Below are 16,397 nucleotides of genomic sequence, written 5' to 3' on the forward strand. Positions count from 1 at the left end.
GCCGTCCTGACGGGGCTGCCGTCCCCGGCCGCCCAGGGTGTTTTCGTCAGCCGGCGTCCGACGATGCGGCGTCGTCGGGGACAACCAGTGAAATCAGGATCGAGATCAAGCGCTCGCGGCTCTGTTCGCTGATGGGCGCGAGGAACCGTTTCGTTACCTTCTCCTCGATCGAGTCGAGGCCACCGCGGAGCTGGCGCTCCCCGTACTCGGTCAGCGTCACGGCGTAGCGCCGGCGGTCGTGCTGGTCACGCAGCCTGACGACGTAGCCCATCCGCTCCAGCTCGTCGACCAGGGTCACCATCGTCGACCGGTCGATGCGCAGGTGCTCACCGATGTACTGCTGCGAGCGGTTGCCGTTGACGTCGATGAACCGGAGGATTCCCCAGTTCCGCGCGGTGAGTCCGTACGGAGCGAGCTCCCTCTCGAACTGCGCGGTCAGCAGCTGCCCGGCCTTGTTCAGCAGAAACCCGATGGAGTTAGCGAAATTCGGCGGCAGGGTCGGCGATCCGTCCGGATTGATATCCCTTTGGTTAATGTCATCCATCGTCTGACCTGTCTATGCTCAGTGATTTGATTGTGGTCAGCCAAGACAGTCAGGCCACTGTGGCGAGCGTAGCGCTACCTGGCCTGACGATCCAGTCTGCGTACAAGAGTATCGCCGCTGACCTGCCATTTGAGGGGGCGGGAGGGAGGCGCGGAACCTTGCAGGCGGGTGTGCTTCATCGTCTTTGACCTAGATTGACAAGCCGACTGATCAAATCCACTATAGATAGTAGAGCTCGGAGACCATCAGTAGTCATGAGGGTATCGTTCGGATGTCGAGCACGGAGGGGGTGTGATGGCGATCGTCCGTCCGGTCACGCTGCCGCACCGCGGATGTTTTCCGTTCATCGACGCTCCGATCTGCAGCAGTCCGCATCGACACGTATGAGGAGAGCACCATGAGTGGAGACATCGTCTTCTTCGACCTGCCCGGCAAGGACGCCGAGGCGACGGCGAAGTTCTGGCAGTCGCTGTTCGGGTGGGAGTTCAAGGAGGGGAACTTCCCGGGTTACTCGATGATTCACGGCCCGAGTCCGATGGGCGGCTTCCCGCACGGTGACACGTCGAAGTTCCCGCGCGTCTACTTCGGCGTCGACGACCTGGACGCGGCCACCGAGCGGATCCGTGAACTCGGCGGCACGGCGGGCGAGACGGTGACCATCCCCTCGGGAAAGTTCGCCAACTGTGTCGATGACCAGGGCGTGGAGTTCAGCATCTTCCAGGCGGCCGGCGCGTAGGGCTGATCCCGGCCGGAAGCAGGGGCGGGACCGTCGGCGCGGTGGCGACCAGGCCCTCGCGGACGGTCCACGGCCCCGCGACGTGCCCGACCCTGTATCCCGGTGGTGGGAACCGGGCCTCGTATCTCGCTCTGCGTAGGTCCCGGGTTCGAATCCAGAAGGCGGCTCTCCTGCGACCCCAAGGTCATATTGTCCGTGACCTGGGATTTCTGTTGCTCGGGGCCGTGGCGCCGGGACATTGTGGGAGAGGGCGCCTTGCCCCAACAGGTGGAATGACACCAACCTGCCGGGGACTGCGCAGGAACTCTTTGAACAACGACCCGGGTGCCGCGGTCTCACTCGTCAACTTCTGTGCCTCTCGGGCTCGTAGGGGTAGGACGGTACGTCTGAGGCGGGTCTACTCGCGCATGCCCGCCAGCTCCACCTAGCGGGTGCGCAGGGCGAACGACGCGGGCAGGGTGGCCGCGAGGACCGCGAGGAGGGCGCTCGCGGCGATCACCGCGCCCACCGTGGGCCAGGGCACGACGATCGCGGAACGCACGTGGAGCAGGCCGAGGGCGGTGCGGACGCCGAGCAGGTTCACCGCCGAGACGGCGGCGCCGAGCACCGCGCCGACCACCACGACCATCACCGACTCGACGGCGACCAGGCGCAGCACCTGGGACTTCGTCGCGCCCGTCAGGCGCAGCGCGGCGAGGTCGCGGATCCGGTCCGTGGTGGCCATGACCAGCGTGTTGGCCAGCGCGATGCCCGTGTAGACCAGGGCGATGGCCAGGATCATCAGCAGGCCGAGCCGGGTGGACTCGCTGGAGCGCGGGTGGTGCGCGTCGATCCACTGCCCGGCGCCGAGCACCTCGACGCCACTCGCCTCGCCCGCCGCGCGCAGCCGCCGGTCGACGGCGGCCCGATCGGCGTCGGCGGCGACCTTGATGTCGACGCGGTCGACGCCCGCGCCGGCGGCGTTGCGCGCGGTCAGGTACACGCCGTTGTTGCCAGTGCCGATCGCGAGGACCGCGGCGATCCTGAGGTTCGCCTTGCGGCCGTCGCCCAGCCAGACGGGCACCCGGTCGCCGACGCGGGTGGTCAGCCATTCCTCGTTGACGACGATGCTGTCGTCGTCGAGGTCGGTCAGATTTCCCGCCACGACGGGAAGCCGGGACACCTCGGACAGGGCCGTGCCGCTGCCGACGGCGCGGGCCCCGGAGCGGACGAGGGCGGTGCCCTCCTCCAGGACGGTCACCCCGGTCGATCGGGACGTGCTGAGCGTGACGCCGGGGACGGCACGGGCCGCCCGGACGAACCCGGCGGGCAGCGCCCGGCCCGCCTCGCCCGCCGAGACCACGTAGTCGGCCCGCGTCTGGGTGCGGGCCTCGGCGGCCTTGGCCTCGTTGATGGTGGCGGTCGTGCCCATCAGGGAGCAGGCGAGCGCCACGGTGATGATGACCGGCGCGGCCACGGCCGCCGTCCGGCGCACCCCGGCCGCCGCGTTCTCCCGCGCCAGCATGCCCACGGCGCCGGGCAGCCGGGCGGGCAGCCAGGTCAGCAGCCGCGTCAGTGGCCGCACCAGAACCGGCGCGAGCAGGGCGATCGCCACGATGAGCAGCATCGGCTGGGTGATGTACGTCTTGCGCTTCAGCACGTCGCCGGGGTTGTCCACCAGCGCCGTCACCAGCAGGCCGAGACCCGTGAGCAGCACGGCGGCGGCCACCAGGAGGCGGCTCCACGGCATCGTGCCGCTGTCGACGGCGGACTCCCGCAGCGCCGCCGTCGGTCCGGTCCGGCCCGCGCGGTAGGACGCCACGACGACGCCGCACAGGGCCACCGTCAGGCCGGTCCAGAAGGCGACATGGAGCGGCCAGGACTGCTCACCGACGCGGAACCAGGTCGGGGCGATGCCCTGGCCCGACATCCACGAGGCGAGCCGCGGCGCGGCCCACCGGCCCAGCCGGCACCCCGCGCCCGATGCGAGCAGCCCGATCACCAGGGCCTCCGCGTAGACCATGCGCCGTACCTGACCGGGTGTCGCGCCCGCCATGCGCAGGAGTCCGAACTCCCGCCTGCGCTGCGCCACCGCGAAGGTGAACGTCGAGGCGACCACGAACACCGACACGAACGCGGTGATGCCGGCCGCGGTGCCGAGCAGGGCGTTCACGGAGACCAGGGCCTCCTTGTCGCGGTCCGGGTCGGGGTCGGCGCGCCGCCGGTCGTCGCCGGTGAGGACGGCCATGCCCGAGCCGGTGCCGAGCGCCGCGCGGACGGCGGCCGGGTCGGCGTCCACCGTCACCCGCTCGATGCGCGGTGACAGGCGCGCGGCCTCGGCGGCGGTGAAGAACACCGCCGACTCGAAGCCGGCCGCCGGTACCGTGCCGACCACGGTGCGGGTGCCGGCGCCCTCGGGCGTGACGACCTGGATCCGCTCCCCGGCGCGCACCTGCGCGCCGGGCCCGGTCGTGACGACGACCTCGCCGGGCGCCGTGGGGGCGCGTCCGGAGCTGAGGCGGTACGGCGTGGCCGCGGCGACCGCCCACGAGTGGCCCACGAGCGAGGTGTCCGCACCGACCCGCCGGTCCGCGTCCGGCACCGAGACCGGGAACGTACGGTCGACGGCGACAGGGCCCGCCGTGGCCAGCCTGTCCGCCAGCTCCTCCGGCACCGCACGGGGGTTGGTCAGCGTCGACGTCCGCACCCCGATCGGGGTGTCCGCCTTCAGCTCGTTGGTGCCCTGCACCACGACCCGCGCCTCGGCGAACCGTTCGGTGCCCCGCTCCGGCGCGTCGAACGTCGCCGCGAGCGCGAGGCCCGTGGTGGCGATGAGGCCGACCCCGAGCGCGAGCGCGACGAACGAACCGACGAACGTGACCCAGCGGGTGCGCATCCCGCGCAGTGCGAGACTCAGCACGACGCCACCGCCGAGGCCTTCGACGGGACGGCGCTCAGGGCGGTCATCCGCTGGGCGACCTGCTCCGCCGTCGGCGCGTGCAGCTCGCCCTGGACCGTGCCGTCGGCGAGGAAGAGCACCTGGTCCGCGTAGGAGGCGGCGACCGGGTCGTGCGTCACCATGATCACCGTCTGGCCGCGGTCGACCATCGCCCGCAGCAGCGTCAGCACCTCGCGGCTCGTGGTGGAGTCCAGGGCGCCCGTCGGCTCGTCGCCGAACAGCACCTCCGGCTGGGTGACCAGGGCGCGGGCGAGCGCCACGCGCTGCTGCTGGCCGCCCGACATCTCGCTGGGCCGGTGCCCGGCGCGCTCGCGCAGGCCGACCTTCTCCAGGACGTTCAGGACCTCGGACCGCCTGGGACGGCGGCCCGCGAGCCGCAGCGGCAGCCCGACGTTCTGCTCGGCGGTCAGCGCGGGCAGCAGGTTGAAGGCCTGGAAGACGAACCCGATGCGCCGCCGGCGCAGCAGCGTCAGCTTCTTCTCGCTCAGCCGGGTCAGATCGGTCTCTCCGAGGAAGACCTGGCCCCCGGTCGGCCGGTCGAGCCCCGCCGTGCACTGCAACAGGGTCGACTTGCCGGAGCCCGAGGGGCCCATGACGGCGGTGAAGGTACCCCGCGGGATGTCGAGGCTGACCTGGTCGAGGGCGGTGACCGCGTTGTCACCCGTCCCGTAGGACCGGGTCACGGAGCGGAGCCGGACGGCTGCTTGATTCATGGTGTCCACTCAATCGGGCCCGCTCGACGGTGACATCGCAGCGGGACGGAATCTTGGGGGTGGAGGTAGCTCCACCCTCCTGTGCACGTGGCTGCACCCGGCACGGAAAGGGCAGAGCGCACGGCTGCAGGAACCTGCACCGGCAGCGTCCTGCCCGGGCCGTCCCCGCCGGCGGGCCCGGGCGCGACGGATCATGGTGGGACCGGGGCCCGTCAGGGGCCGTGAAACGACAGGGCGAGGGTGGACGGGTATGGGCGTCGCAGGAGCAGGGGGCGTTGTGGGGGCGGGTATCAGGAGCCACCTCGTACCGAACGAGGCGGACTCCTGACGTATCTCAACCAGCGGTGGTGAGCCCGGCACTCGCCTGGGCCTTCCTGCCGCTGAGGTACGAGAGCAGCATCGGCAGGGAGCTGGTCAGCAGCACCGCGGCGCCGGCGCCGGCGAGCACCCCCGAGCCGCCACACTTCTGCCAGGAGCCGCCCGCGATCAGCCCGACCGCCACACAACTGGGCGATCACAGCAGGCTGCTGAGCAGGGACAGGCCGAGAAAGCGGGCCCAGGGCACGCCGGCGGCGCCGCACATCACCGGCACCAGCGTGCGCAGCACGGCGTTGAACCGGCCGAGCAACACCGCCCGTGCGCTGTAGGCGCCGACGGTGTGCATCGCCGCGCGGTAGCCGGGCGAGCCGGTCACCCGGGCCGGCAGGTTCGCGGCGAGCCGCGGCCCCCACCGGCGCCCCACCAGATGACCGACCACATTGCCCGCCAGCGCGCCGAGCACCGCCATCGCGATCGCGGCGGGCAGGGGCAGCGCGCCGTGGTGCGCGAGCACGCCGCTCGCCATCAAGGCGGTCTGCGAAGGGAGCAGCATGCCGAGCAGAGGGAGCGCGGGCTCCGCCATGGGAAGCAGGAAGACGATCAGCAGCGTCAGCCACGCGGGCACAGCCGCCAACTGTTCCTGGACCATGTCATTTCGGTCCTCCGCTGTGCCGTCGCCCCGTCGTTCGGAGCCCTTGCAGCAGACCGCGCGGGGGCGCTCAGGCACATCGCAGCTGGGCCCAGTCCCGGCCGGTAGCCGGCGCCCACCCCGATGGTGGAGCTAGCCGGGTGGTCCGGGCCGGAAAGGTCTCATAACGTGCGGCCCATGCACCCCCCGACGATCTGGACCCGGCTCCACCTGCGCCGCTACGTACGCAGCGGCTGGCCCTGGCGTGCTGCGCTGTACCTGCTCAGCAGCGTGGTCCTCGGCCTCATCACGCTGCTCACGCTCGTGCTGCTCGCCGTCGCGGGCAGCGTGCTCACTGTGGTCGTCGTCGGCCTTCCGCTGCTGCTCGTCCTCGTCCTCACCGGGGTGCCGCTGGCCTCGGTCGAGCGCCGCCGGCTGGCTCTGATCGACAGCGAGCCGCTCGCCGATCCGCATCGCGAACCCGACCGCACCGGCCTCACCGCATGGCTGCGCACCCGGCTCCAGGAACGCGCCACCTGGCGCGAGCTGGGCTACGCGGTGCTCTTCGGCTTCCTGCTGTGGCCCCTCGAAGCGCTGGTCGTGGGCTCCGTCCTCCTCGTGTGCGGCGGGCTGCTCGCGGCGCCGGTGATGCTGGCGGTCGACGGCGAGGAGGCGCGGGTCCTCAAGATGTGGATCGTGGACAGCTGGCCCGGGGCGCTCTCGGCGGCGCTCGCCGGACTGCTGCTGCTGCCCGTCTTCGCCTACCCGCTCGGCGCGATCGCCGCGGGCCGGGCCGCCCTGACCCGCTTCCTGCTGGCCTCGCCGACCGGCGAACTGAACTCGAAGATCAAGGAGCTGGGCCGCTCCCGGGTCCGTCTCGTGGACGCCTTCGAGGCGGAGCGGCGCCGCATCGAGCGCGATCTGCACGACGGGGCGCAGCAGCGGCTCGTCGCCCTGTCCATGACGCTCGGCCTGGCCCGCCTCGACGCGTCGGACGGGCCGCTCGGCCCGCTGCTCGCCAAGGCGCAGGACGAGGCGGCCACCGCCCTCGTCGAGATCAGGGAGCTGATCCGCGGCATCCACCCCCCGGTCCTCACCGACCGGGGCCTGGTGGCGGCCGTGGAGGATCTCGCGGACCGCTCGACGATCCCCGTCGACGTGGACCTCGACCTGCCGGTCAGGCCGCCGGAGGCGATCGAGACGGCCGTGTACTTCGCGGTCAGCGAGGCCCTCGCCAACGTCGCCAAGCACAGCGGCGCCAGCAGAGCCGTGGTGCGGGGCGGCCTGAACGGGGGGCAGCTCGCAGTGGAGGTCGAGGACGACGGTCACGGGGGCGCGGACACCGGGCGGGGGACGGGCCTGCAGGGCGTCGCCGACCGCGTCTCGGTCCTCGACGGCCGCCTGCGAGTGTCCAGTCCGCCCGGCGGGCCCACCGTGTTCCGCCTGCTGGTACCCTGCTCAACCGCCTGATCCGGACCGCATGATTGAGGAACTGATGCTGCGCATCGTGCTGGCCGAGGACAGTGTCCTGCTCCGCGAAGGACTCGTCGGCCTCATGGAGCGCTTCGGGCACCAGGTGGTCGCCGCGGTGGGTGACGCGGACGAGCTCACCGAGGCGGTCGCCGCGCACGAACCCGACATCGTGGTGACCGACGTACGGATGCCGCCCGGCTTCTCCGACGAGGGCCTGCGTGCCGCCATCGCCCTGCGCCGCCGCCGGCCCGGACTGCCGATCCTGGTCCTCAGCCAGTACATCCAGCGGTCCTACGCCGAGGACCTGCTCGACTCCTCCGACGGCACCGGGGTGGGCTATCTCCTCAAGGAACGGATCGGCCACGTCGAGGAGTTCATCGACGCGGTGCACCGGGTCGCTGAGGGCGGCACCGTCGTCGACCCCGAGGTGGTGCGCCAGCTGATCAGGCACCGGCGCGACCCGCTGGCCCGGCTCACCACGCGGGAGCAGGAGGTGCTCGCGCTGATGGCGGAGGGCAAGTCCAACGCGTCGATCGCCGCGGCCATGGTGGTGAGCGAGGGCACCGTCAGCAAGCACTTCGGCTCCATCCTCACCAAGCTCGACCTCTCCCTCGACGACACGACCAACCGCCGGGTCCTCGCGGTCCTCGCGTACCTGCGCGGCCGACCCGGAGTGGAGACCGCCTAGGCAGCCGGGGCCCCGTAGGCCGCTTGGGCCCCCTGGCCGGCCCGGACTCGCCGAGCCGGTCACCCTGGGCCCGGGTGAGCTCGATGACCTCCTGGCAGGTCCCGATCACCTCGCGCAGATCGCCGATGCGCAGCCCGTCGGCGTCCCGGTCACGGCGCTGGTAGATGGCGAGCGAGCCGAGCGAGCGCAGCATGACGGTGGCGCCGAAGGTGTCGTCGGCCCGCCGGGCGCTCTCCAGGGAGCCCTGTGCGGCCTGCTGCCAGTCCTCCTGGTAGTTGCGCATCTCGAACAGCGGCATGGCGCGCGGTGAGTTCCCAGGCATGGGCGGCGGCGTCGTCGTGCCGTGCCGCCGCGCCCACCAGGGCGAGGATGGTGCCCCGCTCCGACTCGAACCACTCCAGCGGATCGGCGAGCAGCTCCGTGACCGCGTCCACCGGCAGCTCGTGGACGAGCCGGGCCGAATGACGTGGCAGGTGCCCGGCCCCGTCGAGGAGCTGGTGTGCGGAGCCGGCGAGCGTGAGCAGGGTGCCGTAGGCGGGCTCCAGGGCGTCCGCGCGATCCTGGGCGGAGTCCTCGTCGTGGGCGCGCTCCCAGGCGAACAGACGCAGCAGCTCATGGAAGCGGAACCGGGCCGACGGTCCCGTCTGCGTCAGGCACAGCTCGAGAAGCTGGGCGTCCACGAGCTGTTCGAGCAGGCACAGTTCCGCGAGCCGCGCCGCGGCTTCGGGCTCGGCGGCGACCCGGTCCTGCCCGATCACGGCGGCGAGCATCCGGTCGGCCTCGTGCGTCGTCATCACGTTCAGCTGGATCTGGACCGCCCCGTAGTCACTGACCAGTTCGTCCAGCGGATCCCGGCTGGTGATCAGGACGGTGCACCGGCCGCGCCCCGGCAACAGCGGCTGGATCTGCCGGAACGAGCGCACGTCGTCCAGGACGACGAGCAGCCTGCGATGGTTCAGCAGGGAGCGGTACAGCGCGGAGCGTTCCTGGAGCCCGGCCGGTATCTGCGCGCTGGACACCCCGAGTCGTGGAGTTCCCGCGTGTTTCAGCGACTGGTCTCCCGCTCCACCGGGAGCCACAGCTCGGCGTCCGCCTGCGTGCCGTCGGGGGACAGACGGGTGCGGAGGATTTCGGGGCCGGGGCGGGTGCGGTAGGGGTTGGACGGGAACCACTCGGTGAACACGTCGCGCCACAGCTCCTGGATGGCCTGTGGGGCGGGCCCCGAGGTGGTGAAGACGGCCCAGGTGCCGGGCGGGACGGGGAGCGTGGTGGTGCCTTCGGGGGCCCCAGCCGGGGTCTCGGCCGAGGTGATCACGGCGTGGTAGTAGTCGAGTTCCGTGCCCTCCGCGCGGCTCGGGTCCAGGCCGTCGCAGACCGCGACGAGGCCCCGCGGCTCCTGGTCGGACCGTTTCTCCAACCGGTCCACGGCGGGCTTGTCGAGGCCGCGGACGAAGTCGATGATCGCCTGGTTCGGGCCGGAGTGGATCAGGGGGATCCGGGTCTTGAAGCCGGTGACGGTGAAGGCCGGGCGGTCGATGACGCGGTAGTGCATGCTGCTGTTCCCTTCGACGGTGAGGCGGAAGGTCAACCGGGGCTGGGAGACGAGCACGGCGCCGGTGCGCCGGGCCTCGCCCGGGCCCACGCCGTGCATCGTGCGGAACGCCCGCGCGAACGCCTCGCCCGAGCCGTAGCCGTAGCGGATCGCGATCTCCAGGAGCGTCGCGTTGCCCGAGAGCACCTCCGCGCCCGCGACCGTCAGCCGGCGGCGACGGACGTACTCCGAAAGTGGCATACCTGCCAGGGCGGAGAACATGCGGCGCAGGTGGTACTCCGAGGTGTATGCCGTTCGCGCCAGGTCCGCTACGTCGACGGTTGCGTCCAGGTTCCGTTCGATCCGGTCCATCGCCTGGTTGAGCCGGTCCAGCACGTCCGGTCTCCTTCCTTTTCGTGCCCTCACGCTAGGCAGCGCGTGCCCTGCCGCACCCGACATCTCGTGCCCGTTCCGGTCGGGTGCCGCCTGCGCTGAACGGCGTGCGCGAGCCGCCGTCAGGCAGGCGTCCTTAGGGCGTCCCTACCGTGAACGGTTAGCATCGCCCGTCAATCCGTCAGTTGCCGACCGGTACGAGGTGAGGACATGGGGGCGCCCAGGATCGCCGTCGCCGTGGTGACGATGGGCAACCGGCCCGAAGAGGTCGACGCCCTGCTGGAGTCCGTGGCCAAGCAGGACGTACCGCCCGAGCGGATCGTCATCGTCGGCAACGGCTGCCCGCTGCCCGACTTCGCCCGGCGGTTGTCGCTGCCCGGCGAGGTCACCGCCGTCGAGCTCGACGAGAACCTCGGCTGCCCCGGCGGGCGCAACGCGGCCCTGGCCCGGCTGCGCGAGTTCGGCGACATCGACGTCGTGGTGGATCTGGACGACGACGGTCTGCTCGTCGACCCCGATGTGCTGCGCCGCGTGCGGGACCTGTACGCCGCCGACGAGCGGCTCGGCATCGTCGGCTTCCGCATCGCCGACGAGCTCGGTGAGACGCAGCAGCGGCACGTGCCCCGGATCGGCAACTCGGACCCCGGCCGTGGCGGTTACGTCACCGGATTCCTCGGCGGTGGACACGCGCTGCGGATGGCGATGCTCGACGAGGTCGGCGACTGGCCCGCCGAGTTCTTCTTCGCGCACGAGGAGACCGACCTCGCATGGCGCGCGGTTGATGCCGGCTGGCGGATCCTGTACGCGCCGGAGCTGCTGCTCCGGCATCCGAAGACCTCGCCCGCCCGGCACGCCATCTACTACCGCGTGAACGCCCGCAACCGGGTCTGGCTGGCCCGCCGCCGACTGCCGCTCGCGCTCGTCCCCGTCCATCTGGGCGTCTGGGTGCTGCTCACCCTCGCCCGGAACCGGTCGGGTGCCGGGCTGCGCGCGTGGTTCGGCGGATTCGTCGAGGGGGTACGGGAGCCGGCGGGGGAGCGGCGGCCCATGCGGTGGCGGACGGTGTGGCGGCTCACCCGGCTGGGGCGGCCGCCCGTCATCTGACGCCGGCCGGCTGAAGCCGTACAGGCACCGAAGAGGCCGGTTGGCTGACGTCGTAAGCACCGAAGAGGCCGACCGGCTGACGCCGTAAGGCACCGAAGAGGCCGACCGGCAGACGCCGTAAGGCACTGAAGAGGCCGGCCGGCAGACGCCGTAAGGGCACTGAAGAGGCCGGCCGGCAGACGCCGTAAGGGCACCGAAGAGGCCGACCGGCAGACCGTAAAAGCACCGAAGAGAGGCTGAGTGGGCCCCGGCCGATCACCTCCGCCGACCGGGACCCGGACCCGGCCGCGGCGGCGACACTCCCCCGAGTTTGCGCGTCCAGACGCGCGCGCCGCCGGGCCAGATCCGATGTAGTGATCACATCAGGCTTTGCCAACGGATCGCTAACATGTGGCCAACGGTTCGCCGTTGCGTCGTCTGCCGATTGGCCGGAAGTCGCCGAACCGAGGTCGTAGAGGGCCGGGGCTGCGGTTGATTCCGGCGGAGCAGGTGAGGATCGAGGTGGCGGAAATCCGCTGCCCAGCGGTGGATATTCGCCAAGGCGGGGGGCGCGGGGGGTATGCGGTTCGGGCTGTTGGGGCCGCCGGTGCTGTTCTACGACGCCCGGAGCGGCGGCCGTGGTGAGGCCCGGGGCATCGCAAGCCCCAAGTCCCGCGTGCTGCTCGCCGCGTTGCTCCTCGACGCCGGGCGGGTCGTCTCCGTCGAGTCGCTCAAGGACGCGCTGTGGGGCGGGGCGCCGCCCGTGTCCGCGCAGGCCTCCCTGCACAATCACATCGCCCGGTTGCGGCGGCTGCTCGACGATCCCGGGCGGCTGCGCACCGTGCCGTCCGGGTACGTGCTGCGGGTCGACGAGGGCGAGCTGGACGTCCACGTCTTCGACGCCCACGTCACCGAGGCGCGTGCCGCGCACACCGGCCGGGACTGGGAGCGGGTCGTGGGCGAGTGCGCGGCCGCGCTCGCCCTCTGGCGGGGCGCGCCGCTCACCGGGCTGCCGCCCGAGGTGGGCGGGTACGCCTTCGCGCAGCGGCTGTGCGAGGCCCGGATGCTGCTTCTGGAGTGGCGCTACGACGCCGAGTTGGCGCTGGGCGGCCCGCGGCTCCACGAGCTGGTGCCGGAGCTGGCGGCGCTGACCGGCGCGTACCCGCAGCGGGAGGTGTACCACCGGCAGCTGATGCTCGCCCTGCACCGCACCGGCCGTCAGACCGAGGCCCTGGCCGTTCACCACGACCTGCGTACCCGCCTCGTCGGCCAACTCGGCATCGAACCGGGGCCGGGGGTGCGGGAGGCGCATATGGAGGTGCTGCGGGGGGCCGCGGGGGACGGTGGTGCGGGGGAGCCGGGTGAAGCGGGCAGCCCGGCGCCCTCGCCCGCCCAACTGCCACCGGCACCAACCCACTTCATCGGCCGCACCGCCCTGCGCGACTCCCTGCACCGCGCCCTCACGGCACCCGGTCCGCATCCCATCGCCGTCATCAGCGGCATGGCCGGTGTCGGCAAGAGCGCGCTCGCACTGCAGGTCGCCCATCAGCTGGCGGAACGTTTCCCCGATGGGCGGATCCACCTCGACCTGCACGGCGCCACCCCGGGCACGACCCCCCTCACCGCCGGTCAGGCGGTCACCGCCCTGCTGCGTGACCTCGGCACCGAGCCCTGCCGTATCCCGGAACAGCCGGACGCCGCAGCCGCGTTGCTGCGTTCGCTGCTCGCGCCGACCCGCACGCTCCTGGTGCTGGACGACGCCGCGAGTGCCGCGCAGGTACGGCCGCTGCTGCTGGGCGGTGCCGGGTGCGGGGTGATCGTCACCAGCCGTTCACCGCTGACCGCCCTCGACGGCGCGGCCCGGTTCCCGCTCGCCCCGCTGTCGGACGAGGAGAGCGCCGAACTCCTGCGCAGGGCTTCGGGCCGCGACGGCCTGGACGGTACGGCCGCCGCCCGGCTCCTCGTCGGGCTCACCGGCCGGCTCCCGCTGGCCCTGCGGGTCGTCGCCGCGCGGCTCGCCGCCCGCCGGGCCCTGACCCCCGACGCCCTCGCCGGGCAACTCGCCGCCGCGGACCGGCGCTTGCACCACCTGGAGTACGACGACCTGAGCGTCCGCCGCTCCCTGGCCGCCGCGCACGACGCGCTCGCCGCCTCCGAGCGCGAGGCCGACCGAGACGCGGCCCGCACCCTGCGCCGTATCGGCGCGCTCGACCTGCCCACGTACGGCACCCCCCTGCTCGCCCGCCTCACCGGCACCGGCGAACCCCGTACCGAGGCCGCTCTGGACCGCCTCCTCGACGTGGCCCTGCTGGAAGAGCCGACGTACGGCCGCTACGCACCGCACGACCTGGTGCGCCACTTCGCCCGTGAACGGGCCGGAGAGCGGGACGCCGACGACACCGCCGACATGGCCGACACGGCGCTGCGCTGGTACGCGGCCGTCGCCGAGCGCGTCCTCGCCGCGATCGCGGGACCCGGCCTCGACCGGGACGACCGCCGCCGGCCCACCCCCACTCAGCCGAGCGGCCACGCGGCTCACGTCGACACCGTCGCCCCCTTCGCCGGCCCCGAAGAGGCCTTCGCCTGGGGAGACGGGGAGCTGGAGAACGTCGTCACCCTGGTCGAGCGGTACGCGGACGACGCCTCCGGGCAACGTGCCGGCCTGGTCGGCACGCTCGTCCGGCTGATCTTTCCCTACGCGCATCGCCGGGGACGCGTCGCCGAGATGGAGGTGCTCGGGCAGGCCGGCCTCCGGGTGGCCCGGCGGCTCGGTGACGCGGCGGCTGAGGCGTACGCGCTGGTCGACCTCGCCGGGCTGCACTTCCTGACCGGCCGGCAGCACGAGGCCCTCGCACTCAACGACCGGGCGCTCGCCCTCTGGCGGCGGCTGGACCACCCCTCCTGGATCCGCCGCTGCCTCGACGACCGCGGCCTGCTGCTGGACCGACTCGGCCGGCGCACCGAGGCGGGCGAGGCGCCGACGCGGAGCCCGCGGTACGCACGGCAGCTGAACGACCCGTACGGCGAGGCCGTCACCCCCAGCCACCTCGGCAACCTCTTCGAGCTCACCGACCCGCGGGCCGCCAGCGAGCAGCACCGGCGTCCGCTCACCCTCGACGACGACATCGACGACGAGATCGACGACGAGAACGGCACCGTGATCGGCGACGAGAACGGCACCGTGATCGTGCGGCACACCGCGCACCGCGACATCGGGTACGCCCAGCTGCGGCTCGGCCAACCGGCCGCCGCCCTGCCGCACTTCGAGGAGAGCCTGCGCATCCTCGGCAGTCACGGCGACTGGCACGGCGAGTCCCAGGCCCGGCTCGGCCTGGTCCGTGCCCTGCGTCTGCTGGGCCGCAGCGGGCGGGCCGCCCGCGAATGCGCCGAGCTGCTCGGCCGGGCCGACGCCCGCGGCGACCGCTACACCGGCGGTCTCGCCCGCCACCAGCACGGGCTGCTGCTGCGGGAGCGGGGGCACATCAGCGAGGCGCGCGAGGAGTGGGGCACGGCTCTCGCGGCGCTGGAGGGAACGGACGAGCAGGCGGTGGTGACGGAGCTACGCGCGTTGCTCGCTCCCGCTGACCGACCACCCGGCGTCCCCGGCAACACTCCGGCTGATTCGGCTACTTGGCGTCCGCGTAGCACTCCACCACCGCCGTCGTGAACGGGAAGCGCACCGGTGTCTCCCCGAAGGTCAGCCGGCCGGCCAGGGCCGCAGCCTCGCGGATCGCCGCCACGACCGTCTCCGCCTCCTCCTCGGGGCAGTGCACGATCACCTCGTCGTGCTGGAAGAAGACCAGCTCGGCCGCCAGCCCCGCGCAGGCCTTGCGCAGCGCGGCGAGCAGCAGCAACGCCCAGTCGGCGGCGCTGCCCTGGACGACGAAGTTGCGGGCGAAGCGGCCGCGGGCGCGGGCGTTGGTGGAGGCGTAGCCGGGTACCCACTGCCCGCCGCCCGGCTGGTCGTCCTCCCCGGAGACGACGGCGGCCGTCGGGATGCCGGCCTCCTCCGTCGCGTCGTCCGTCCCCCGGGCTGCGGGCGGGCAGGTCCGGCCGAGCCAGGTCCGCACGAGCCGGCCCTCCTCACCGGCCCGGGCCGCGTCGTCGACGTACGCCACCGCCCTGGGGAAACGGCGTCTGAGCGCGGCGAGGTTCTTCAGGCCGTCGCCGGAGGTCTGGCCGTAGACCGCGCCGAGCACGGCGAGTTTGGCCTGGGAGCGGTCGCCGGAGAAGGCGCGGTCGGAGACGGACTGGTACAGGTCGCTCTCCCGGCCGGCCACCTCCATCAGGCCGGGGTCGCGGGAGATCGCGGCGAGGACGCGCGGTTCCATCTGGTCGGCGTCGGCGACGACGAGCCGCCAGCCGGGGTCGGCGACCACGGCCCGCCGGATCACCTTGGGGATCTGGAGCCCGCCTCCGCCGTTGGTCACCCAGCGCCCGGTCACGGTCCCGCCCGCGAGGAACTCGGGCCGGAAGCGGCCCTCGCGGACCCAGTCCTGGAGCCAGGACCAGCCGTGGGCGACCCAGATGCGGTACAGCTTCTTGTACTCGATCAGGGGCTTCACGGCGGGGTGGTCGACCGACTCGAGCTCCCAGCGGCGGGTCGAGGAGACCTTGATCCCGGCCTGGGCGAAGGCCTTGACCACGTCGGCGGGCAGGTCGGGGCGGACCCGGCGGCCGAACGCGGCGGACACCTCGTCGGCCAGCTCGGCCAGGCGGCGTGGCTCGCCGCCGCCCGCGTACCGCTCGCCCAGCAGGTCGTGCAGCAGCGCGCGGTGCACTTCGGTGCTCCAGGGCAGCCCGGCGCGGTTCATCTCGGCGGCCACCAGCATGCCCGCCGACTCGGCGGCCGTCAGCAGCCGCATCCGGTCGGGGTGCTCGGCCCGCTCGTGCCGCTTGAGCTGCTCGGCGTGGACCGCGAGGAGGTCCGGCAGGGGCAGATGGACGCCCTGCGGCTCGAACAGCGAGGACTGCGAGCCCGGTTCGGCGGACCGCTGGGGTGGATCGCGCGGCACGGGGCCGCCGCGCAGCCGGGCCAGGGCGGCCGCGGCCGAGCGGGGTTCCCCGTACCGCCCCTCGTGGCCGAGGAGGAGCGTCTCGGCGGCCTCGATGTCGTAGCACCGCTCGACTCGCACCCCCGTGGTGAGCAGGCGCGGGTAGACCTCGGCGGTGGACCGCCACACCCACCGCGTGACGCCGGGTCGGCTCCGGACGGCCTCGGCGGGGTCGGCCTCCCGCCGCATTGGGCCTGCGGGCAGCCCGTCCGGACCGAGGGGGGCGACGTCCACGCCACCGTCCTCGGCCGGGGCGAGCGCCCACCGGTCGGCCATGCTGCGAGTGTGTCAGGGGGGT

13 protein-coding genes are annotated in these 16,397 nt (G+C 72.8%); 5 read left to right on the forward strand and 8 right to left on the reverse strand.

Annotation, left to right across the window (positions count from 1 at the left end; translation table 11 throughout):
- Positions 1-46 precede the first annotated feature (46 nt).
- Complete coding sequence (locus tag CEB94_RS22405; protein WP_175433913.1) at positions 47-544, reverse strand: MarR family winged helix-turn-helix transcriptional regulator; 498 nt, start codon at positions 542-544, stop codon at positions 47-49.
- 397 nt (positions 545-941) lie between these two features.
- Between CEB94_RS22405 and CEB94_RS22410 the strand changes: the two genes are divergently transcribed.
- Positions 942-1,280: a VOC family protein gene (locus CEB94_RS22410; protein ID WP_175433914.1), complete on the forward strand. Its 339-nt coding sequence runs from the start codon at positions 942-944 to the stop codon at positions 1,278-1,280.
- Positions 1,281-1,704: 424 nt separating this feature from the next.
- Here the strand turns inward: CEB94_RS22410 and CEB94_RS22415 are convergent, their stop codons facing one another.
- The 4 genes from CEB94_RS22415 to CEB94_RS22425 form a co-directional block, all read right to left on the reverse strand.
- Positions 1,705-4,179 (reverse strand): ABC transporter permease, encoded by a 2,475-nt coding sequence (locus CEB94_RS22415; RefSeq protein WP_175433915.1) that lies wholly within the window; start codon positions 4,177-4,179, stop codon positions 1,705-1,707.
- Positions 4,173-4,931: an ABC transporter ATP-binding protein gene (locus CEB94_RS22420; RefSeq protein ID WP_175433916.1), complete on the reverse strand. Its 759-nt coding sequence runs from the start codon at positions 4,929-4,931 to the stop codon at positions 4,173-4,175. Before CEB94_RS22420 ends, CEB94_RS22415 begins: the two co-directional genes overlap by 7 nt.
- Positions 4,932-5,265: 334 nt before the next feature.
- Complete coding sequence (locus CEB94_RS41025; RefSeq protein ID WP_246111881.1) at positions 5,266-5,433, reverse strand: hypothetical protein; 168 nt, start codon at positions 5,431-5,433, stop codon at positions 5,266-5,268.
- 12 nt (positions 5,434-5,445) lie between these two features.
- Positions 5,446-5,898 carry a DedA family protein gene (locus CEB94_RS22425; protein WP_246111882.1) on the reverse strand — a complete coding sequence of 151 codons (453 nt, stop codon included), beginning with the start codon at positions 5,896-5,898 and terminating at the stop codon, positions 5,446-5,448.
- Between the two features lie 177 nt (positions 5,899-6,075).
- Here CEB94_RS22425 and CEB94_RS22430 point away from each other — a divergent pair, with 177 nt between their 5' ends.
- Both CEB94_RS22430 and CEB94_RS22435 read left to right on the forward strand, forming a co-directional pair.
- On the forward strand, positions 6,076-7,347 hold the full coding sequence (locus CEB94_RS22430) for a sensor histidine kinase (protein ID WP_175433917.1): 1,272 nt from the start codon (positions 6,076-6,078) through the stop codon (positions 7,345-7,347).
- 25 nt (positions 7,348-7,372) lie between these two features.
- Entirely contained in the window at positions 7,373-8,038 is a 666-nt protein-coding gene (locus CEB94_RS22435; RefSeq protein ID WP_175437117.1) for a response regulator transcription factor, read from the forward strand.
- 149 nt (positions 8,039-8,187) lie between these two features.
- On the opposite strand, the gene CEB94_RS22440 is transcribed toward CEB94_RS22435, so the two are convergent.
- Entirely contained in the window at positions 8,188-9,057 is an 870-nt protein-coding gene (locus CEB94_RS22440; RefSeq protein WP_175433918.1) for an NB-ARC domain-containing protein, read from the reverse strand.
- Positions 9,058-9,083: 26 nt separating this feature from the next.
- A complete protein-coding gene (locus CEB94_RS22445) occupies positions 9,084-9,965 on the reverse strand; it encodes an AraC family transcriptional regulator (RefSeq protein WP_175433919.1) in 882 nt (293 codons plus the stop codon).
- 207 nt (positions 9,966-10,172) lie between these two features.
- On the opposite strand from CEB94_RS22445, the gene CEB94_RS22450 reads away from it, so the two are divergent.
- Together CEB94_RS22450 and CEB94_RS22455 are read left to right on the forward strand one after the other, a co-directional pair.
- The gene (locus CEB94_RS22450; protein ID WP_175433920.1) at positions 10,173-11,066 is read left to right on the forward strand and encodes a glycosyltransferase family 2 protein; all 894 of its coding nucleotides are present in this window, start codon (positions 10,173-10,175) and stop codon (positions 11,064-11,066) included.
- A 559-nt stretch (positions 11,067-11,625) separates the two neighbouring features.
- Complete coding sequence (locus CEB94_RS22455) at positions 11,626-14,712, forward strand: AfsR/SARP family transcriptional regulator (RefSeq protein ID WP_175433921.1); 3,087 nt, start codon at positions 11,626-11,628, stop codon at positions 14,710-14,712.
- Here the strand turns inward: CEB94_RS22455 and CEB94_RS22460 are convergent.
- Entirely contained in the window at positions 14,672-16,375 is a 1,704-nt protein-coding gene (locus CEB94_RS22460) for a bifunctional 3'-5' exonuclease/DNA polymerase (protein ID WP_175433922.1), read from the reverse strand. The two genes, CEB94_RS22455 and CEB94_RS22460, sit on opposite strands and share 41 nt — an antisense overlap.
- Positions 16,376-16,397: the final 22 nt, after the last annotated feature.

This window comes from Streptomyces hawaiiensis, assembly GCF_004803895.1.
Taxonomy (GTDB): Bacteria; Actinomycetota; Actinomycetes; order Streptomycetales; family Streptomycetaceae; genus Streptomyces; species Streptomyces hawaiiensis.